This is a genomic window from Micromonospora sp. CNZ297, assembly GCF_007827625.1.
Genome location: NZ_VISU01000030.1, coordinates 22,453 through 45,315, shown reverse-complemented (window position 1 = coordinate 45,315; position 22,863 = coordinate 22,453). Strand labels below are relative to the sequence as shown.

The 22,863-nt window shown below is 75.4% G+C and carries 5 protein-coding genes; 2 read left to right on the top strand and 3 right to left on the bottom strand.

The annotated features are described in order from the left end of the window. Positions 1-103: 103 nt before the first annotated feature. Positions 104-3,706, bottom strand: a complete 3,603-nt coding sequence (locus FB454_RS31295) for a non-ribosomal peptide synthetase (protein ID WP_486481621.1) — start codon at positions 3,704-3,706, stop codon at positions 104-106. Positions 3,707-4,602: 896 nt separating this feature from the next. Between FB454_RS31295 and FB454_RS31290 the strand changes: the two genes are divergently transcribed. Then, positions 4,603-5,793: an ATP-grasp domain-containing protein gene (locus tag FB454_RS31290; RefSeq protein WP_145755648.1), complete on the top strand. Its 1,191-nt coding sequence runs from the start codon at positions 4,603-4,605 to the stop codon at positions 5,791-5,793. Between the two features lie 100 nt (positions 5,794-5,893). Here the strand turns inward: FB454_RS31290 and FB454_RS31285 are convergent, their stop codons facing one another. Further along, positions 5,894-6,934, bottom strand: a complete 1,041-nt coding sequence (locus FB454_RS31285; protein ID WP_145755649.1) for a 3-dehydroquinate synthase — start codon at positions 6,932-6,934, stop codon at positions 5,894-5,896. Continuing rightward, positions 6,915-7,748: a hypothetical protein gene (locus FB454_RS31280; protein WP_240322336.1), complete on the bottom strand. Its 834-nt coding sequence runs from the start codon at positions 7,746-7,748 to the stop codon at positions 6,915-6,917. Before FB454_RS31280 ends, FB454_RS31285 begins: the two co-directional genes overlap by 20 nt. Before the next feature lie 224 nt (positions 7,749-7,972). On the opposite strand from FB454_RS31280, the gene FB454_RS31275 reads away from it, so the two are divergent. Beyond that, positions 7,973-22,813, top strand: coding sequence for a type I polyketide synthase (locus FB454_RS31275; RefSeq protein WP_145824039.1), 14,841 nt, complete (start codon positions 7,973-7,975; stop codon positions 22,811-22,813). Positions 22,814-22,863 lie beyond the last annotated feature (50 nt).

Genomic DNA, 22,863 nt, shown 5'->3' with positions numbered 1-22,863 from the left:
GGCGCCACCCAGAGGGGTGCGCCGGAGGGACAACCACGAACTCTCGGGACAACGGGCCGCGTGCCACGCGACGACGAGCGGTCCGGTACGCAAAGGCGGACGGTCAGCCGGCGGTGGGTGTACCCGCCGGCCCGTCTTCGAGGAAGCGCAGCATGTGATGGTTCAGCTCCTCGGCGAAGCTGTACGGCAGGTAGTCGGTGCGGATGGTGACGCGCAGGAGAGCATGGTCGACGCGGGGCAGCACCTCGACCGTGAGCCCGTTGGGCACCTCCCGGGCGTACGGGTCGACGACCTCCTCGGCCCGGCAGCCGGGCAGCTCCAGCGGCACCACCACGTTGTCCTGGAACACGAACGTCGGCAGGCTCGCGACCACCTCGCCGGAGAGCCCGGCGGCGGGATCGTCGGCGGTCTCCGCGAAGGGAACGTCCTGGGCCCGCATGAGATCGCGGATCGTCTCGTCGACCCGCAGGACCAGCTTGTCGTCCTGCGGCCCGTCGAAGCGCACCCGCACGCAGTTGAGGTTGAGCCGGGTGGTGAACGCGGAGTCGAGGACGCGGCTGCCGCGCTTGGCCACCACCATCAGCAGGGCGATGTCGTCCTGCTGATGGATGGCGCGCAGCGCCGAGGCGAAGGCCGCCACGAAGTAGCTGGAGCGGCTGAAGCGGTGGTCGCGGGCGGCCCGGTCCCAGCGGTCGAGCACCTCGGGGGTGACGGTGACGGTGTGGCCCGCCTTCGGTCCCCAGGCGAGGGCCTGTTCCAGGGGCGCGGTGGCCGGGCCCGTGCCTTGGCGGGGCAGGTCGCGTAGTTGTTCGCGCCAGTAGGTTCGTTGGGTTTGCAGGTCGGCGGCGTCGCGTAGGCGGGTGTATTCGTCGTAGGACTGGTGCAGTGTGGGTGCGGGGTGTTTCCAGGTGGGTGTGTGGCCGGCTTGTCGTGCGGTGTAGGCGTGGCTGAGGTCTCGTACGAGTAGTCCGTATGACCAGCCGTCGAAGGCGATGTGGTGGATGCCGATGCCGAACAGGATTCGGTTGGTGGTTTTGTTTCGGATCAGGGCGGCGCGCCAGTTGCGGCCCTGGGTGTAGTCGAGTGGTTGCTGTACTGCTTCGGCGAGTTGGTCGAGGGCGTCGTGTTCGGTGGTGGCGTCGGCGAGTAGCCGTAGCTGGGGCATGCCGGGGTTGGGTGGGATGATTGCTGTTGGTGGGTCGGTGCGCCGGTAGCGGGCGTGCAGGGCCTGGTGGCGGTGGTGTAGGTCGCCGAGGGCGGCCATCAGGGCCCGTAGGTCCAGCTCACCCTCGATCCACCAGGTGACCGGGACGACGACCTCCAGCGGCGACATCAGGCACTTCGCCACCTGCTGCGCGAGCGGGACCGGTCCCGGGCGCTGCCGGGTCTGTCCGGCGGTCGAGCCGGTGTCCGTACGGCGGGGGGCGGTGGCGAGCCACCGGGCCAGCTCGTGCGGGGTGGGGGTGCGGTGGATCTGCGAGACGGGCACGACCACGTCGGCGGCCTCGTCGATGCCTGTGGCGACGGCTGCGGACTGCAACGACGTGCCGCCGAGGTGGAAGAAGCTGTCGCGGGCGCCGACCCGCTCGATGCCGAGCACGCTCGCGAACACCTCCGCGACGAGGCGCTCGCCCTCGGTGGCCGGCTCGACGTACGGCACGCCGAGGTCGGGGCGTTGGGCGCCGGGTGCGGGAAGGGCATTCCGGTCGATCTTGCCGGTGCCGCCGAGGGGGAAGCGGTCGAGGGTGACGACGGCGGCGGGGACCATGTAGCTGGGCAGGTGGGCCGCGGCGTGGTCGCGCAGGTCGCCGGTGGCCGGGGTGCGGCCGTCGCGCCCGGTGACGTACGCGACGAGTCGGGCCACGCCCCGGTCCTCGCGGCGGACGACGACGGCGGTCTCCACCTCCGGGTGCTGGGCGAGGATGCTCTCGATCTCGCCCAGCTCGATGCGGATGCCGTTGACCTTCACCTGGTGGTCCATCCGGCCGAGGATCTCCAGTGCGCCGGCGCTGTTCCATCTCCCCAGGTCGCCGCTGCGGTAGGCGAGCCCGCCGCCGTACGGGTCGGTGACGAACCGCTGGGCGGTCAGTTCGGGACGGTTGAGGTAACCGTCGGCGACGCCGAAGCCGGCGATCAGGATCTCCCCGGGAACCCCGGCCGGCATGAGGTCGAGGTTCGCGTCGACGACGCGGACCTGCCGGTTCGGCATCGGCCAGCCGATCGGTACGTACGCGCCACCCCACCCGGCCGACGCGTCGAACCAGGTGCACGCCACGGCGATCTCGGCCGGCCCGTACGCGTTGACCACCCGCGTGCCCGCCGTCAGCCACCGCTGGGCCAACCGCGGCGGGACGGCCTCGCCGCCGAAGATGATGCAGCGGAGGCCGGGACAGGCGGCCGGGTCGAGCGGGGCGATGTTGGTGGCCGGGCCGAACGTGTGCGTGACGCCGTGGCTGTTGACCAGGTCGGTGAGCCGGCGCGCGTCGAGCAGATCGTCGCGCGGGCACACGACGACGCAACCCCCGCCGGTGAGCGCGGCGAACATCTCCCCGAACGCGGCGTCGAAGACCGGTGCCGCCGAGTGCAGCATCCGGCTGCCGGGGCCGATGGCGCACTCGTCGGTCATCCACGCCAGGAAGTTCGTCAGCCTCTCGTGCGACAGCACCACGCCCTTCGGCGTGCCTGTCGAACCCGACGTGTAGATGACGAACGCCGGAGCGTCCACCGGCACCACAGGCAGATCCGTCGCCGCACCGGCCGGTACCGCAGGCCAGCCGTCGTCCAGCGCCACCACCGTGACCCCGTCCCCGGCGGGGATCCGGGGCGCTACCGCACCGACCGTCAACACCACCCGCGCGCCGTGGTCGGCCAGCAGCACCCGCATCCGCTCCGCGGGCCACGACACGTCCATCGGCGTGTACGCGGCACCCGCCCGCAGCACGCCCATCGCGGCCACCAGCGACCACAACCCGCGCTCCAGCGCCACGGACACCACGTCACCGGCACGGACACCCACCGACCGCAGGTACGCCGCCAGCAGTCCTGACCGGCGATCCAGTTCCCCGTACGTCAGCACCTCGTCACCCGCGACACCCGCCACCGCCTCCGGCGACCGTTGCGCCCAGCCCAGCACGAGCTCGTGGATCGGCTCACCCGGGATCTCCCGCACCGGGCCGCGTCCCCACGTCAGCAACCGCTCCCGTTCCGCGGCGTCCAGCAACGGCAACCTCGACAGGGCTACCTGCGGCGCCGCCGTCCCGGCGGAGACGAGCACGACGACCTGATCCACGAGTCCCTGTACGAACTGCGCGGAGAATCCCTCCACCGCGTAGTCCACCCGCAGCACGGACCCGTCCGCCGCCACGCGTACCACCATGTCGACGTCCACCGCGGCCGGTCCCGTCTCCGCCACCGGGCCGTCGGCCAACTCCACCGCCACCGGGTCCGGCCGGTTCGGAACCGCCACCGGCGCCGTCCACGCCAGTCCCACCCGCGCCGCCAACTCCCCGAATCCCGGGTCGCCCGAGACGTCCACCCGCGCCACCACCCCGCCGGCCGGGGCCAGCCCGAGCACCACCTCGTCCTGGCCGGTCCAGCGGGCCAGGACCGCCACGAGCCCCGCCACCACGACGTGCCCGGCCGGTGTCACGCGCGACGGCCAGGCGGGCAGCACCCGGTGCACCGAGGCCGCCCGCGCGGGCCACACCGCCGGCCTCCGCAGGTCCCCCACGAGCTCCAGAGCAACCGCGCCGTCCGCGGCCTGGGCGCCATCGAACCCGACAGACAACAGCTCAACCTCCGATCGAAAGGGGACGACCGAAAGGCGCAGGGCCGCGACGATCGGTCAGCCGGGATGCCGCACGCCGGACGGCGGGGTTGGCGCGAGGCGCGTTGACGGGCGGCACCGCTCGCGGGCCACCCGATCCGGTGCGCTGAGAGTGGGAACGACGAGCCGATGGGGCCCGACCATACGAAGCGCTGTGGAGTGGCGTACACCCCTAGAGATCGGCACGTCGACCCCTAGCGCATCAGCCGGAGATCTCCTCCCCGGGCAGGCCTGGGACGTGTCGGCGATGCCCGCCGGCCGCGTCGAGGCCGGTCCGGCGATGTGAGCTGGCAGGGGGCGTGGCCGTCCGGATCCGGGCACTCGACAGCGCGGGCTGCGACAGCGCCGTCCGGCGACTCCAGCCCTTCTGAAGAACAGCTTTTCGGTCAGCCCGAGTCGATGGCCCCGCTAGGAGTATCGGCGGCCTCGGCGGCGAAAGAGCCGTTCGCGTTCGCCTGTCTGGCCCATCCCGGGGCAATGCATAGTGACTATGATCTTTCGATCATGACGCCTGTCGGGGGCTGGAAACTCAGCCGCTGACCGGCGGTGTGCACCTCGCCGCCGCAACGCTGGCCATAAGCCAGCCGGCTTCCCGGCCGGTCCAGCTCACGACCGTCCGGTCGGTGCACGCGGCACGCCCGGCTCTCGCGGCCGAGCGGCCGGATCAGGACCGGGAGCCCACCCCTTCGGCCACGTTCTCCGCTGTTCGTGGCCGTGGCGCACCGGTTTCACCGCCACCCCGAGGCCCGCACCGGGCCGGCATGTCAGGAGACTAAATGCAGGTGCCCATCCAGGTACAGGTGTTCGCACACGACGGGGTGGTCCTGGCCCGGCCGCCCGACCCGTCGGCCACCGCCGACAGCCCCTATCTCGCCGGCGCGGGCGCCGCTCTCTACAACGGCCTGGACATGATCACGGGTCTGCACCTGACCCTTCCGCACCAGTCGGCGGCGATCTGCAGCACCGGCTCCAGCGCGGACAAGTCGCTGCGTCTGCTCAGCCGGAGTGGTCTGAAGACGCCCAGCGACCTGCGGGAATTCCGTTCCGGCGCGCAGGCGGTGCGGTACGCGCGGGAAGCCGTCGAGCGGGGCGAGATGCTGGAGTTCCAGTTTCCTCCGCATGACCCGCGACTGCGGGCCGCTCGCGCCCGGGTGCCCGCGGATCTGCTCGCCCGCCTCAACAACAAGACCGTGCTGGAGACTCTGGTCGCGCCGGAGTACCTGCCCCGCCGGCAGGTCGCCACCCCCGCCGAAGTGCGCCGTATCGTGGCGCGCGACCGCCGGCCGGCGGTCATCAAACCGGCCGGGGTCGAGGTGTCCAGCGGAATTGCGATCTTCACCCGTCGGTTGCGGGACCGGCGGAACCGTTCCCTGTTCAACCAGTTGGAACAGGTGAGCGAGCAGTGGATCGTCGAAGAGGAGGTGCCCTTCCAGACCATCTGGGGTATCCAGTTCGGCGTGACCGACAGCGGAGCGGTGCACTACTTCGGTTCGTCCGTACACCTGCCGCAGCCCACCTCGACGTGGGTCGGTTGTGTGATGGACGACGACCAGCCCCCGGAGGAGCTGGTCGAAGCGCTGACCGTAGGGGTCCGGAAGGCCAGTGAGCTCGGGTACCGGGGCTACTGCTCCTTCGACGCCGGGATCGGCCGCGACGGCGCCCTGCGGGTCATCGACCCGAACTTCCGGGTCAGCGGGGCCACCACCTCGCTGCTGCACCGCAGTTCGCTGCTGGACCAGCATCCATGCGCCATGACCACGTTCTTCTCACTGGCCCCCGGCGTCGACGCCGAACCGATCCTCGCACCGTTCATCGACCGGGGGCAGTTCGTCGTGTTCATGCACCACGACCCGGCGGAGACGGACAACGGCCCGCTGCCGGCGACCATTGTCGGCATGGTCGGGGCCGCGGACCGGTACGCCTGCGGCGTGCTGGTGGCGCAGATCCAGCGGGCCCTGGGTAGCTGACGCGCCGATCCGGGGCTCGGCTCCGGCGGCTCGTCATCCGTTCGCCGGCCCGGCTGCCCCGCGGCGCCGGCCGGCGAACGGGCACCGGGCGGTGCCGGCCTCACATGCCGGCGAGTGCGGTACGCACAGCGACCTCGGGGACGTGGGTGACCAGCTCGACTCCGCCCGGTCCGTCCAGGACGAAGGACAGGCCCGAGGTGGCCTTCTTGTCCCGGCGCATCAGCGCGATCAGCTCGTCGTGGTCGACGCCGGTGGGCAGCGTGGTGTCGAGTCCGTAGCCCGCCACCACGTCGTGGTGCTCGGCCACCCGCTCGGCCGGTACCCGGCCGAGGACGCCGGCCAGCCGGCCCGCGAAGACGGTGCCGACGCCGACCGCCTCGCCGTGGCGCAGGCCGAAGTCGGTGGCCCGCTCCAACGCGTGCCCGAGCGTGTGGCCGTAGTTGAGGATGTGCCGCAGGCCGGAGTCCCGCTCGTCCGCGGCCACCACCCGGGCCTTCAACGCCACTGACGCGGCGATCTGCTCCGCCACCGGCCGGTCACGCAGATCGCCGGCGCCGATGAAGTGCGCCCGGGCGATCTCCCCGTACCCGTTGCGCCACTCCCGCTGCGGCAGCGTCCCCAGGTGCTCGGTGTCGCAGAGCACAGCCCGGGGCTGCCAGTACACGCCCACGAGGTTCTTGCCCTCCGGAAGGTTGACGGCGGTCTTCCCACCGACGCTGGCGTCCACCTGGGCCAGCAGCGAGGTCGGCAAGTGGATCACCGGGACGCCCCGGTGGTAGAGACCGGCGGCCAGCCCGACCACGTCCGTGGTGGTGCCGCCGCCGCAGGAGACCACCGCGTCCGTCCGGGTCAGCCCGAACTCGGCGAACGCTCGGCAGAGCTGTTCCACAGTGGTCAGGTTCTTGTCGTGCTCGCCGTCGCGGGCCGGCACCACCCGGTGCGGCACGCCCGGGTCGGGCGTCCACTCCGGTGGCCGGGCCGAGACCACCACGACCCGTCGGGCGCCGGTCCGCGCCACCTCCGCCGGGAGCCGGTGGCGCACGCCGGGACCGATCAGCACCGGGTACGACCGTTCCCCGAGCGCCACCTCGACGTGGGCCGGCTCGCCGGCGGCGGGACGGTCAGGTACCGGCGTGTGCATGTGGTTGCTGCCTCCTCTGCGGAACGCGGACCGGCGCGGTCGCGGCCGGGCGGCCCCGCACCATCGACAGGCGCAGCGCCAGCGCGGCCAGCGAGTCGACCTCCGGCCGGATGCCCCACCGATCGTGGGTGAGCTGCGCGTGGTGCGCCAGCAGAAAACCGGACGGCGCCGTCGGGTGGTCGTGGCCCACCACGTCGGTCACCCGGTCCAGGTAGCGCTGCCACGCCACTGCCACATCCCCGCCCAGCGGTAGGTCACCGGCCGACAGGACGATCTTCTCCGCCCCGTCGTCGGCCTGCGCGGCCAGGTCCCGCCGCTGTGCGCCGGTGAGCCGCTGGCTGCGCTCCTGCCAGTGCAGGAAGAGGAACGCCAGGCGGTCGGCCGCCGGCATCAGCCCGGTCAGGTGTCGCAGGTGCGCCACGGCCAGCGGCAGCTCGCCGCCGGCCAGCCAGGGCACGTCGCCGCCGAGCAGGGTGAGGGCCAGTTCGCTGCCCGCGAACGCGAGCGGGCCGCCCCGGGCGGGGTCGCGCACGACGCGCCGGTCGCTGGCGAGGGACGCTCCCGGGTCGTACGCGAGCAGCCCCGCCCGTACCGCGTCGAGCGCGGCGGGGACGGCATGGAAGCCGAGGCTCAGACGCTCGGCGGGGGAGCCCTCCGGGTCGAAGAACCAGTTCATGCCGGGATCGGCCCGGCGGGCGGCGGCGACCAGACCGGTCAGGACGGTGCCGACCAGCTCGGTCAGCCGCGTGCCCGGGCAGCCGTCGGCCGGTACGGCCGAACGGGCGAACAACCAGCAGCGTTCCAACGACGGCACCTCGGCTGACGGGCGGGTGGAGCACGGGACTCGACGGTCTGCGGGGTCGCCCCATCATCGGCCCGCAGGCCCGCTCCACCACCCGATCGGCGCTCCGAACTGGGGACGACTTAGGGGGTGACAGGGGTAGGACGTCGGCAGGGTGCTCGGAAGACTTGGGCCGCTACGGCGAGCGAGGTCTACGCCGCGGATGAGGAGTCTCGCCGACGGATGGATGTGGTGACATGCTTCGGAGCGACCTGATCCAGCCGTTGTCCGATCTGATCGAGGCGCACGCCGCCAGGTTGGGGAACAAGGTCGCATTCCGCGACGACCGCCGGGCGGTCGGATACGCCGACCTGGCGGCGCGGACCCGCCGGCTGGCCGGTCACCTGGCGGCGGCCGGGGTCGCCCGGGGCGACCGGGTGGCCTTCTGCCTCGGCAACCGCGTGGAGACGGTGGAGACCTGGCTGGCCGTCACGCGGGCCGCCGCGGTCGGCGTGCCGGTGAACCCGCACAGCACCGACGCGGAACTGGCCCATCTGCTGGACGACTCCGGTGCGGTGCTGGTGGTCACCGACCCGCGCCACCTCGACCAGATGCTGCGGCTGCGTACCTCCCGGCCGGCCCTGCGGATCGTGGTCACCGGGGACAGCCCGGTTGCGGACGAGGTCGTCGCCTGGCGCGACCTGGTCGATACCGAGCCGGCCGTGGGCGCCCGCGACGACCTGGGCCTCGACGAGGTGGCCTGGATGCTCTACACCTCCGGCACCACCGGCCGGCCCAAGGGTGTGCTCTCCACCCAGCGCACCTGCCTCTGGTCGGTCGCCGCCTGCTACGTGCCGATCCCCGGGCTCACCGCCGCCGACCGGGTGGTCTGGCCACTGCCGCTGTTCCACAGCCTCTCCCACATCGGGTGCGTGCTCAGCGTGACGGCGGTCGGGGCCACGGCCCGGCTCATCGACGGCTTCTCCGCCGACGACGTGCTGCGCGCGGTCGACGAGGACGAGGCCACAGTGCTCGCCGGTGTGCCGGCCATGTACCACCACCTGGTCACCGCCGCCCGGGAGACCGGCTTCCGCGCCCCGGCCCTGCGGGTCTGCCTGGTCGGCGGGGCGATCACCACCGGCGCGCTGCGGCGGGCGTTCGACGAGGTCTTCGACGCGCCGCTGCTCGACGCGTACGGCAGCACGGAGACCTGCGGCTCGATCGCCGTCACCCGGCCGGAGCAGCCCCGGGTCGAGGGCTCCTGTGGGCGCGCGGTGCCTGGCGTCGAGGTGCGCCTGGTCAGCCCGCAGACGGGTCTGGACGTGCCGACCGGCGCCGAGGGGGAGGTCTGGGTCAGCGGTCCGAGCGTCATGCTCGGCTACCACAACCTGCCGGCGGTCACCGCCGCCGCCCTGCGCGACGGCTGGTACCGCACCGGCGACCTGGCCCGCCGCGACGCCGACGGCAACATCTTCGTCACCGGCCGCCACCAGGAGCTGATCATCCGGGGCGGGGAGAAGATCCACCCGGCCGAGGTGGAGGAGGTGCTGCGCGCGGTGCCCGGCGTCGCCGACGTGGCGGTGACCGGCCGGCCGCATGAGGTGCTCGGCGAGGTGCCGGTGGCGTTCGTGGTGCCGGGGCCGGAGGGCTTCGACCCCGCCGCGGGGTTCGCAGCCTGCCGGGAGAGGCTCAGTTACCACAAGGTTCCCGAAGCGCTGTACGAGATCGGGCAGGTGCCCCGCACCCCGTCCGGCAAGGTCACCCGCCGGCTCCTGTCCGACGGGCCGGCGCGGCTGCGGGCGGTCAACGGCAGCCACCACGAGGCGCTCAGCCTGCTCGCCTGGCGACCGCTGGACCTGGCCGCCGTACCGCAGGTGGCGGCGCCCGTTCCGGCGGCCGCGCAGGACGCCGCCGGCCCGGCCCGCCGCTGGGCGCTTGTCGGCGCCGGGAGCGAGCCGCTGGTGGAGCCGCTGCGCGCGGCGTCGCCGGGGGAGCGGTTCCGGGCCCACCGGGACCTGGTCACCCTGCGGGCGGCCCCCGACGCCCCCGACGTGACGGTGCTGCTGGCCGGGCCGGCCGACGCCGACGCGGCGGATCTCGCCGGCCGGCTGCGTGGCTGGCTCGACGACGACGGCTTCGCCGGCACCCGGCTGGTGCTCTTGACCGGCCCGGCCAGCGACGGGGCGACCCGGCCCGGCGCGCACGGCCTGTCCGGCGACGCGGCCACCGGGGCAGGCGACGCCGCCGGGTGGGCCGGGCCGGATCCGGCGGCCGGTGCCGTCTGGGCGGTCGGGCGCAGCCTGCAGGCCGCATACCCGGACCGGATCGTGCTGGTCGACCACGACGCTTCGGCCCGCTCGCTCGCCCTGCTGCCCGCCGTCGTGGACGCTGGTGCCGCGCAGGTCGCCCTGCGGGGCGGGGCAGCCCGGCACGCGGCCCTCGTGCCCGCCCCGGCGACCGCGCCGGCACGGCCGGCGACCGTGGCCGACCCGGAGCGCCCGGTGCTGGTCACCGGTGCCGAGGGACCGACCGGCGCCGCGCTGGCCCGGCACCTCGTCGCCGCGCACCGCGTCCGCCGGCTGCGGCTGCTGTCCGCCGGCGCGACGCCCGCCCCGGCCGTGGCGGACCTGGCCGCCGAACTCACCGCCACCGGTGCGGAAGCCGTCGTGCTGCCCGCCGAGCGGGTGGGCGACGAGGCGTTCGGCGCGGTCTTCCTCGGCCCGTGCGGCGACGACCTGGCCGACGCCGAGGGCGCCGCCCGGCTGCTCAGGCTCGCCGCGACGCTGGACGCGGCGAGCCGGCACCCGGGGGCGACGTTCACCGTCCTCGTGCCGTCCGCCCTGCTGCTGGGCGCCGCGGGCCGGGAGCGGGCCGCCTCGGCCGTCGGGGCCCTGCACGCCCTGGTCGCCCGCCGTCGGGCGTCCGGTCATCCGGCCCGGCTCGTCGGCACGACCGTGCCCGCCGAGGGCGGGTCGTTGCCCGGCGTCCCGGCGGCGACCGGACCCGGAGCGGGCACCGTGCCGGCGGCCGTGCGCGCCGACCTCGCCGCGTTCGACGTGGCCCACGACGGCAACGACCTGGTCGTGCTCGCCCGCCCGGCGGGCCACGTCGACGCCGCCCACCCGGCCTGGCGTGGGCCCGTCGCGGAGCCCGGCGACGCCACGGACGACCGGGACGCCGCCGAGCTGCGCCGCCGGCTGGCCGGGCTCACCACCGCCGAGGGGGACCGACTCCTGCTCGACCTGGTCCGCACCGCCACCGCCCAGGTGGCCGGGCTGCCCGGCCCGGCCGCGGTCCGCCCCGGCCGCGCGTTCAAGGAACTCGGCTTCACCTCGGTCGCCGCGGTCGCCCTGCGCGACCGGCTGGCCCGGGCCACCGGGGTACGGCTCTCCGCCACTGTCGCGTTCGACCGGCCCAGCCCGCAGGCCCTCGCCCGGCACCTCGCCGCCCGCCTGCGAGGTGCCGCCGCGCAGGCCGCTCCCACGACGGACCCGGCGGCGGTGCCGTCCACGGGGGACGACCCGGTGGTCGTCGTGGCCATGGCCTGCCGGCTCCCCGGCGGCGTCGCCTCCCCCGAGGAGCTGTGGGATCTGGTCGACCAGGGCCGGGAAGGACTCACGGAGTTCCCCACGGACCGGGGCTGGGACCTGGCGAACCTCTTCTCCGACGACCCCGACCGCCCCGGCACCTCGTACGCCCGGGTCGGTGGCTTCCTCACCGGCGCCGCGGAGTTCGACGCCACCCTGTTCGCGATCAGCCCGCGCGAGGCGCTCGCCATGGACCCGCAGCAGCGGCTGCTGCTGGAGACCGCCTGGGAGCTGTTCGAGCGGGCCGGCATCGACCCCACCTCGCTGCGTGGCAGCGCCACGGGCGTCTTCACCGGCGTCATGCACCACGACTACGCCGCGAACCTGCGCCAGGCGCCGCCCGGCACTGAGGGCTACCTCGGCGTCGGCACCGCCGGCAGCGTCGTCTCCGGCCGGGTCGCCTACGCGCTGGGGCTGGAGGGGCCGGCGGTCACCGTCGACACGGCGTGCTCCTCGTCGCTGGTGGCGCTGCACCTGGCGGCCCAGGCTCTGCGCGCCGGGGACTGCTCCCTCGCCGTGGCCGGCGGCGTGGCGGTGATGGGCACCCCGCAGGCGTTCGTGGAGTTCAGCCGGCAGCGGGGGCTCGCCCCGGACGGCCGGTGCAAGGCGTTCGCCGACGGCGCCGACGGCACCGGCTGGTCCGAGGGCGTCGCGGTGCTGCTGCTGGAACGGCTCTCCGACGCCCGCCGGCACGGGCACCCCGTCCTCGCCGTGCTGCGGGGCTCCGCCGTCAACTCCGACGGCGCGTCCAACGGGCTGACCGCCCCCAACGGGCCCGCCCAGGAGCGGGTCATCCGCCGGGCGCTGGAGGCGGCCGGGCTCTCCGCCGCCGACGTGGACGTGGTCGAGGCCCACGGCACCGGCACGTCGCTCGGCGACCCCATCGAGGCCCAGGCGCTGCTCGCCACGTACGGAGTGGGACGCGGCGACGCGGAACCGCTGCGGCTGGGGTCGCTGAAGTCCAACCTCGGCCACACCCAGGCCGCCGCCGGTGCCGCCGGGGTGATCAAGATGGTGCTCGCCATGCGGCACGGGACGCTGCCGCGCACCCTGCACGTGGACGCCCCGACGTCCGAGGTGGACTGGTCGGCCGGCGCGGTCGAGGTGCTCACCGAGGCCCGCTCGTGGCCCGACGTACGCCGACCTCGCCGAGCCGGCATCTCGTCGTTCGGCATCAGCGGCACCAACGCGCACGTCATCGTCGAGGCGCCCGCCGACCCGCCGGCCACCGCCGAGGACGCCGCCGGGCCGCCGTCGCCCGGCACCGTCCGGCCGCCCGTGCCGTGGCTGCTCTCGGCGGCCTCCGACGAGGCGCTGCGTGGTCAGGCGGCCCGTTTGCTGGCGTGGTTCGACGGGCCGGGGGCGCACGCCGACCCGGTCGACGTCGGGCACGCCCTCGCCACCACGCGCGCGGCCCTCGAACACCGGGCCGTGGTGCTGGTCGGCGACGCGGAGTCCGCCCGGACGGGGCTCGGTGCGCTGGCCCGCCGCGGCCCGGACCCGGACCTGCCGAGCGTGTCGACCGGCCGGGTCGTCGACGGCCGACTCGGCCTGCTCTTCGGCGGGCAGGGCGGCCAGCGCCCCGGCATGGGCCGCGAGCTGTGCGCGGCGTACCCCGTCTTCGCCACCGCCTTCGACGCCGCCTGTGCCGAACTCGATCGCTGCCTGGCCGGCCACGCCCCGTACCCCGTCGCGGACGTCGTCCTCGCCGCCGAGGGCACCGAACCGGCTGGCCTGCTCGACGAGACCCTGTACACCCAGCCCGGGCTGTTCGCCTTCGAGGTGGCGCTCTACCGCCTCCTGGAGTCCTGGGGGGTGAGCCCCGATGCGGTGCTCGGCCACTCCGTCGGCGAGCTGGCCGCCGCGCACGTCGCCGGGGTGTTCTCCCTCGCCGACGCGGCGGCGCTGGTCGCCGCCCGTGCCCGGCTGATGCAGCAGCTGCCCGCCGGGGGCGCGATGGTCGCCGTCGAGGCCGACGAGGCCGAGGTCGCCGCGTACCTCACCGACCGGGTGGGCCTGGCCGCCGTCAACGGCCCCACCAGCGTCGTCCTCTCCGGCGACACCGACGCGGTGCTGGCCGTCGCGGACACGCTGCGCGCGGCCGGGCGCCGCACCAGCCGGCTGCGGGTGTCGCACGCGTTCCACTCGCCGCGCATGGACCCGATGCTCGACGAGTTCCGCGCGGTGGCCGCCGGCCTCACGTACCGCACCCCGCACCTGCCGGTGGTGTCCAACCTGACCGGTCACCCCGTCGACCCGGCTCGGCTCTGCTCGCCCGAGCACTGGGTGGCGCACGTGCGGGGCACCGTCCGCTTCCACGACGGGGTACGGGCCCTGCACGGGCAAGGCGTCACCACCTTCCTGGAGATCGGCCCGGCCGGCGTACTCACCGCCATGGCCCAGGACTGCCTCGTCGCCGAGGCCGACGAACTGGCCTTCGTCCCCGCCGTACGGGGCACCGCCGGGGAGGCCGAGGCGCTGCTCGCCGCCGTGGCGCGGCTGTACGTGCGGGGCGTCGCCGTGGACCGTGCCGTCCTCGCCGGCCCCGGCCCGCACCGCCGCGTCGACCTGCCCACGTACGCCTTCCAGCGCCGGCACTACTGGCTGCCCGCTCCCACCGGTGTCGGCGGTCCCGGCGGCGCCGGGCTGGCCGACGTCGGGCACCCGCTGCTCGGCGGGCTGCTGGCGGTCGCCGGCACCGCGCAGGTGGTCTGCACCGGGCAGGTGTCAACGGCCACCTCACCGTGGCTGGCCGCACCCGGCGACGGCACGGCCCCGCTGCTGCCCGCCTCCGCCGTGCTGGACATGTTCGCCCACCTCGGCGACCAGCTCGGCGCCCCGAGCGTGCGGCGGCTGCACGTCCCTGAGCCGGTGCCGCTGCCCACCGAGGCGACCCTCGACGTGCAGATCGGTGTCGGCGCGCCGGACGGGCACGGACACCGGGTGGCGCACTGCCACGTCCGGGCCGGCGAGGGGCTGCCCTGGCGTGCGGTCGCCGAGGCCGTGCTCGCGCCCGTCGACCCGGGGAGCGGTCGGGGTGCCTTCGCCCCCGTCTGGCCGCCCACCGGGGCCCGGCCGGTGGATCTGAGCGCACCACAGCACCGCGCGCTGGCCGGGGAGCTGGTCCGGGGCGCCTGGGTCACCGCCGACCGGCTCTTCGTCGACGTACGCCTGCCGGAGGACGCCCGCGACCCGGACGCCGAGCGGTACGGCGTGCACCCGCTGGTGCTGGAGGCGGCGCTGCGCCTGCTCCCGCTCGCCGACTTCGCGCCCGTCGCCGACGCCGGGCCCACCGCTCGGCTGCTGCCCACCGAGTGGGCGGGCGTGCGCCGCCACGCCGTCGGAGCGCACGCGCTGCGTGTCTGCCTGGCCCCCGGCGGGGCGGACGCGGTGACGCTGAGCGCCGTCGACGACGCGGGCAGGCCCGTGCTCGATGCCGACCGGGTGGTGCTGCGGGCGGTGGACCTGCCGCCCGCCGGCCCGCCGACGACGGCGGCCACCCCCGCCGGACTGTATGTCGTCGACTGGCTGCCCGCGGCGTTCCCGGCGACCCCGGCGCCCTCCTGGACGATCGCCGACGACACGCCCCCGGACGGGCCGTTGCCGCCGCTGCTCGTGCTGCGGGTCGGCGACGGCGAGCCGGGCCGGCCGGTGCCCGACCGGGCGCACGCCGTGAGCCTCGCCGTGCTGGGCGTCCTCCAGACCTGGCTGGCCGACCCTCGCGCGGAGACCACCCGCCTGGCCCTCGCCCTGCGCGACGGCGACCCGGTGCACGCCCCGGTGGCCGGGCTGCTCCGCGTCGCCCAGGCCGAGCAACCCGACCGCTTCCTCCTGCTCAGCCTCGACACCACCGACGACGCCGCCATCCGCTCGGCGCTGGCCGCCGCCGAGGACGAACCCGAGGTGGCCGTCCGCGACGGGCGTGCGCTGCTGCCCCGCCTCCGCCCCGTGGCGCAGACCCCGGCCGGTACGCCGCGGGCGGCCCTGGCCGGTGGCACCGTACTCGTCACCGGCGGCACCGGCGGGATCGGCCGGCAGGTCGCCACCCACCTCGCCACTGCGCACGGCGTCACCGAACTGGTGCTCGTCAGCCGCAGCGGCCGGTCCGGCGACTGGACGACAGCGCTGACCGACGCCGGCGTCACAGTCCGGGTGGTCGCGGCCGACGTCGCCGACCGGGCGGCGCTCGCCGAGGTGATCGCCCCACTGGCCGGCCGGCTCGTCGCCGTCGTGCACGCAGCCGGGGCCACCGATGACGCCCTGATCACCGACCTCGACCCCGCCCGCTGGGCACGGGCTCTGCGCTCCAAGGTGCACGGTGCCTGGCACCTGCACGAACTCACCGCCGGCCTCGACCTGGCCGCGTTCGTGCTCTTCTCCTCGGCCGCCGCCACCTTCGGCAGCCCCGGTCAGGGCAACTACGCCGCCGGCAACGCGTTCCTCGACGCGCTCGCCGCGCACCGCCGTGCCCAGGGCCTGCCGGGCAGCGCCCTGGCCTGGGGGCTGTGGGCCGCCCGGGACGGGATGGCGGGCCGGCTCAGCCCGGCCGACCTGGCCCGGCTCGCCCGCGGCGGCACCCGCCCCCTCGACACGGCTGCCGGACTGGCGCTGTTCGACGCCGCCCTGGACGTGGACCGGCCGGCGCTCGTACCGATCGGGCTCGACCTGGCTGCCGTACGGACCTCCGGCGAGGTGCCCGCCCTGCTGCGGGCACTGCTGCCCCCGCCGCCCCGCCGGGCGGTCAACGCCGCCTCCGCGCCCGCCGCCGCTAAGGGCTTCGCCGACCGGCTGGCCGAACTCGCCGAGCCCGAGCGCGCCGAGTTGCTGCTGGACCTCGTCCGTACCCGGTGCGCCACAGTGGTCGGGCACGCCGGCCCCGAGCAGGTCGAGCCGCGCCGCCCGTTCAAGGACCTCGGCTTCGACTCGCTGATGGCCGTGGAGCTGAGCAACCGGCTCACCGCCGTCACCGGTGTCCGGCTCGCCCCGCACGCCGTGTTCAACCACCCCACTCCCGAGCTGCTCGCCGCGCACCTGCACGCCCGGCTGCTCGGCACCGCGGCCACCGGGGTCACCGACGCGAGCACCGTCGCCCTGGACGAGCCGGTCGCCGTCGTCGCGATGGCCTGCCGTTTCCCTGGCGGTATCGGCTCCCCGGAGGAGCTGTGGCGGCTGCTCGACGCGGGCGCCGACGTCATCGGCGACCTGCCCGACGACCGGGGCTGGCCGCTGGCCGACCTCTACGACCCGGTGCCCGGCACGCCCGGCCGGTCGTACGTGCGTTCCGGTGGGTTCCTCACCGGCATCGCCGACTTCGACGCCGAGTTCTTCGGCATCAGCCCCCGCGAGGCCCTCGCCATGGACCCGCAACACCGGCTGCTGCTGGAGACCTCCTGGGAGGCGCTGGAGCGCGGCGGCATCGACCCGGTCACCCTGCGGGGCAGCCGGACCGGTGTCTTCGCCGGCACCCACGGGCAGGACTACGCCGGCCGGGTCGCCCCCGGCGTCGTCTCCGACGACGGCGAGGTCACCGCCGACGAGGGGCACCTGCTCACCGGCACCGCCGGCAGCGTCCTCTCCGGCCGGGTCGCCTACGCGCTCGGGCTGGAGGGACCAGCCATCACCGTGGACACCGCCTGCTCCGCCTCCCTGGTGGCGCTGCACCTGGCCGTGCAGGCGCTGCGCCAGGGCGACTGCGACCTGGCCCTGGCCGGTGGCGTGTCCGTGATGGCCACCCCGGCCGGGCTGACCGGTTTCAGCCGCCAGCGGGGTCTCGCCGCCGACGGGCGGTGCAAGGCGTTCGCCGAGGACGCCGACGGCTTCGGCATGTCCGAGGGCGTGGGGATGCTGGTGGTCGAGCGGCTCTCCGACGCCCGCCGCCGGGGCCACCCGGTCCTGGCCGTCGTACGCGGCTCGGCGGTCAACTCCGACGGCGCGTCCAACGGGCTGACCGCTCCGAACGGGCCGTCCCAGGAGCGGGTCATCCGGGCCGCGCTCGCCGCCGCCGGGCTGACCGCCGCCGAGGTGGACGTGGTGGAGGCCCACGGCACCGGTACGTCGCTCGGCGACCCCATCGAGGCCGAGGCGATCCTCGCCACGTACGGGCAGCGTCCGCCCGGCGCACCGCCGGTGCTGCTCGGCTCGGTCAAGTCCAACCTCGGGCACACCCAGGCCGCGGCCGGCGTCGCCGGCGTGCTCAAGATGGTCATGGCGATGCGTCACGGCGTCCTGCCGCGCACCCTGCACGCCGAGCGCCGCAGCTCGCGGATCGACTGGGACTCGGGCGCGGTGGAGCTGCTCACCGAGGCCCGCCCCTGGCCGGCGGCGGACCGGCCGGTGCGCGCCGGCGTCTCGTCGTTCGGCATCAGCGGCACCAACGCCCACGTGATCGTCGAGTCGGTCGGCGAAACGATGCCGGAGGCCGCCGGATCCGAGCCGCCGCAGGAGCGTGCGCTGCCATGGCTGCTGTCGGCGCGTACCCCGCAGGCGCTCATCGGCCAGGCGCGCCGGCTGCGGGCGGACCTCGCCGCCCGGCCCGGCCGGCGGCCCCTCGACGTGGCCTGGTCGCTGGCCACCACCCGAGGCACCTTCGACTCCCGCGCGGTGCTGGTCGTCGCTTCGGCGCAGCGGGCCGCCGACGCCCTCGACGCGCTCGTCGAGGGCCGGCCCGACCCGGCGGTCACGCGCGGCGAGGCCCGTCCCGCGGGCCGCTGCGTCTTCGTCTTCCCCGGGCAGGGCGCACAGTGGCTCGGCATGGGGTTGGACCTGCTCGACCAGGCCCCCGTGTTCGCCGAACGCATGGCGGCCTGCGACGCGGCGCTGCGACCGTACCTGGACTGGTCGCTGGTGGACGTGCTGCGCCAGGCGCCCGGCGCGCCCGGCCTCGACGAGGTCGACGTCGTGCAGCCCGCCCTGTTCGCGATGATGGTGTCACTGGCCGAGCTGTGGCGCTCGTACGGTGTGCAGCCGGCCGCCGTGGTAGGGCACTCCCAGGGCGAGATCGCCGCCGCCTGCGTCGCGGGGGTGCTGTCCCTGCCCGACGCGGCCCGGGTGGTGGCGCTGCGCAGCCGCGCGCTGCGGGCTCTGGCCGGGCACGGGGCGATGGCCTCCGTCGCGCTGCCCGCCGACACGGTCCGCGACCGGATCGCCCGTTTCGGCGAGCGGATCTCGGTCGCCGCCGTGAACGGGCCGGCCGCCGTCGTGGTGTCCGGCGAGCCGGAAGCGGTCGAGGAGCTGCTCGCCGAGTTGGCCGGCGAGCAGACCCGGGTGCGTCGGATCGCCGTCGACTACGCCTCCCACTCCGCCCAGGTGGAACGCATCCGCGACGAGCTGGCCGAGGTGCTGGCCGGCATCACCCCCGGTCCGGCCGCCGTGCCGCTGTTCTCCACCACCGACCTGCGCTGGCTCGACGGCGAGGAGATGGGGCCCGACTACTGGTACCGCAACCTGCGCCGGCCCGTCGAGCTGGAACGGGCGATCCGCTCGCTGGCCGCCGAGGGCCACGACGCGTACGTCGAGTGCAGCCCGCACCCGGTGCTGACCGTCGGCGTCGAGGAGACCCTCGCCGACCACGACGGCGATGCCGTGGTGGTCGGCTCGGTGCAACGCGACCAGGGCGGCCTTGAGCGGTTCCTGCTCTCCCTGGCCCAGCTCCACGTGTCCGGGGTCGCGGTGGACTGGCGGCCCGCACTGGCCGGCGGCCGACGCGTCGACCTGCCCACGTACGCGTTCGCCCACCGCCGCTACTGGCCCCGGCCGATCTCCGGCCCCGGCGACGTCGGCGCCGCCGGTCTGGACACCGCCGGTCATCCGCTGCTCGGCGCGTCGGTCGTGCTGGCCGAGACGAGGGGCCACCTGTTCACCGGGCGGCTGTCGGCCGACGCGCAGCCGTGGCTGGCCGATCACCGGGTCACCGGCAGCGTGCTGGTGCCCGGCACCGGCCTGGTGGAGTTCTGCCTGCGCGCCGGCGACGAGGTCGGCCACCCGTTCCTCGACGAGATGGTCATCGAGGCGCCGCTGACCCTGCCCGCCGGCGGAGCGACGCAGGTGCAGGTGGTGGTCGGCGCGGGCGCCGGCGACGGACGCCGCCCGGTGACCGTGCACTCCCGGCCCGCCGACGCGCCGGCGGGACAGCCGTGGACCCGGCACGCCAGCGCCACCCTCCGCGCCGATCAGCCCGCGGTGTCTCCGCAGCTCACCGTCTGGCCGCCGCCCGACACCCGGCCCGTGGACCTGACCGGTTTCTACGCCGGCCTGGAAGCCGACGGGTACGAGTACGGGCCGGCGTTCCAGGGCCTGCGCGCGGTGTGGACCAGCGGCGATGAGGTCTACGCCGAGGTGGAGCTGCCGGCGGCCCAGCGGGTCGACGCCGACCGGTACGGCCTGCATCCCGCCCTGTTCGACGCCGCCCTGCACGCCGCGCACTTCGGCGGGCTCGCCGGGGCCGGGGCCGGCCAGCTCCTGCTGCCGTTCGCCTGGAGCGGCGTGAGCCTGCACGCCACCGGGGCGACCGCCCTGCGGGTACGGCTGAACCGGGTCGGGCCGCACGCCATCGCGCTGACCGTCGCCGATCCGACCGGCGCCCCGGTGGCCGAGGTGGCCGCCCTGACGATGCGCCCGATCTCCGCCACCGAGCTGGCCGTCGCCGACGACCGCGCCACCCGCGACGCCCTGTTCCGCGTCGACTGGACGCCGCTGCTGCCCGTCGAGTCGGCCACTCCGGTCGACGCCGTGACCGTCGCCCCCGGCCTGGACGGGTTCCCGCTGCACCATGGGTTGGACGGGCTCGCCGACGCCGTGGACGCGGGACTGGCTCTGCCCGCGGCGGTGCTCGTGCCGCTCGACGCGGACCCCGCGCAGCCCGCCGCCCGCGCGGCACGCCATGCCGCCGTACAGGCCCTCGACCTGGTCCGGCGTTGGCTCACCGAGCCCCGCTGGGCGGCGTCGCGGCTGCTGCTGGTGACCCGGGGCGCGGTGGCCGTGCACCACGCCGGCGAGGTGACCGACCCGGCCGCCGCGGCGGCGTGGGGTCTGGTGCGCTCCGCCCAGTCGGAGAACCCGGGCCAGATCGTCGTCGTCGACGTCGACCACGACGGGATCGGCCCCGATGAGGTGGCCGCCCTGCTGGCGGCGGACGAGCCGCAGGCCGCGATCCGGGTCGGCGCGGCGTACGTGCCGCGGTTGGCGCGGGCCGGGTCGGCCGGTGAGCTGCCCGCACCACCCGCCCCCGCGTGGCGGCTGGACGCGCCGGTGCGGGGCAGCCTGGAGAACCTCACTCTGGTCGCCACCGACGCCGCCGACGCCGCGCTCGGCCCCCGCGAGGTCCGGGTACGCGTCCGCGCCGCCGGCCTCAACTTCCGCGACGTGCTCAACGCACTCGGCCTCTACCCTGGCGACGCGGGACCGCTCGGCGGCGAGGGCGCCGGCGAGGTCGTCGAGGTGGGCGCCGAGGTGACCGACCTGCGGCCCGGCGACCACGTGTTCGGGGTCTTCGTGGGCTGCTTCGGGCCCGTCGCGGTCACCGACCGCCGCCTGCTTGCTCCGATGCCGGTCGGCTGGTCGTATGTGGAGGCCGCCTCCGTGCCGGTGGTCTTCCTGACCGCCTACCACGGCCTGGTCAACCTGGCCGGGCTCACCCGCGGCGAGTCGGTGCTGGTGCACGCGGCGGCCGGTGGCGTCGGCATGGCCGCCGTGCAGCTCGCCCGCCACCTCGGGGCCGAGGTGTACGCCACCGCCAGTCCCGCCAAGTGGGGCGCCCTGCGCGCGCTCGGTCTCGACGACGAACACCTGGCCTCGTCCCGGACCCTCGACTTCGAGACCCGCTTCACCGCCACCACCGGCGGCCGGGGTGTCGACGTCGTCCTGGACTCGCTGGCCCGCGAGTTCGTCGACGCCTCGCTGCGGCTGCTGCCGCGCGGCGGGCGGTTCGTCGAGATGGGCAAGACCGACATCCGCGATGCCGACCGCGTCGCCGCCGACCACCCGGGGGTGGCCTACACCGCCTTCGACCTGACCTTGGAGGAGCCCGACGAGGTGCAGCGCATGCTCGTCGTGCTGCTGGAGCTCTTCGAGCGCGGGGTACTCACCCCGCTGCCCACCCAGGTGTGGGACGTCCGCCAGGCACCGGAGGCGTTCCGGCACGTCAGCCAGGCCCGGCACGTCGGCAAGGTGGTGCTCACCATGCCCCGGGAGTGGGATCCCGACGGCACGGTGCTGCTGACCGGAGGTACCGGAACCCTGGGCCGGCTGGTCGCCCGGCGGCTGGTCGAGACGCACGGCGTCCGGCGGCTGCTGCTGGTCAGCCGCCGCGGCGAGCGGGCCCCCGGTGCGGCCGAGGCGGTCGACGAGCTGCGGGCCCTGGGTGCCGAGGCCACGGTGGTGGCAGCCGACGTGTCCGACCGGGACGACCTCGCCGGGGTGCTGGCGGCGGTACCGGATCGGCACCCGCTGACCGCCGTCGTGCACCTCGCCGGGGTGCTCGACGACGGGGTGGTCACCGCCCTCACCCCGCAGCGCGTCGACACGGTCTTCGCGCCGAAGCTCGACGCCGCGTGGCACCTCCACGAGCTCACCCGTCACCTCGACCTCGCCGGGTTCGTGCTCTTCTCCTCCGGCGCCGGCGTCTTCGGCGTACCCGGTCAGGCGAACTACGCCGCGGCGAACGCGTTCCTCGACGCGCTCGCCCTGGCCCGCCGCGCCGAGGGGCTGCCGGGCCGGTCGTTCGCCTGGGGGCTGTGGGAGCAGGCCAGTGAGATGACCGCCAAGCTGGACCGCACCGATCCCCGGATCACCGCCCGCGACGGGCAGCTCGCCATCCCGTCCGAGCTGGGGATGGCCCTGTTCGACGCGGGCCTGCGGCTGGCCGAGCCGGTGCTGGTGCCGACGAGGATCGACGTCGCCGCGCTCGGCGAGCGGGTCGAGCGGCCACCGGCGCTGCTGCGTGGGCTGCTGCGCCGGGAACGGCCGACCGCGCGGGCGGCCACCCCGACCGGCGGCGGGCGTACGCTCGCCGACCAGCTGGCGGCGCTCGACGGGCCTGAGCGCCACACCCTGGTGGTCGACCTGGTACGCGAGCAGGCGGCGAGCGTGCTCGGGCACGGCAGCCGGGCGGCGGTGGCCCCGGGCCGGGCGTTCAGTCAGATCGGCTTCGACTCGCTGACCGCCGTCGAGCTGCGCAACCGGCTGACCACGGCCACCGGCCTGCGCCTGCCGGCCACGCTGATCTTCGACTACCCGGACCCTAACGAGCTGGCCACGTACCTGGTGTCCGAGCTGGCGCCGGACAGCGGACCGGCGGTCCCGCCGGTCCTCGCGGACCTGGAGAACCTGGAGCGCTCGCTGACCGAGGCCACTGTGGATCCGGAGCTGCACGACCAGATCGGGTCCCGCCTGGAGGTGCTGATCGCCAAGTGGCGGACGATGCGCGCCGGCTCGGGCGGCGATCCCGACCTCGACCTCGAACTGGCCAGCGACGACGACCTGTTCGACCTCATCGACTCCGAACTCGGTATCTGATGGCCGTCCGGCCGCCCCGCACGCCACAAGCCGACCCCGTGTCCGACCGA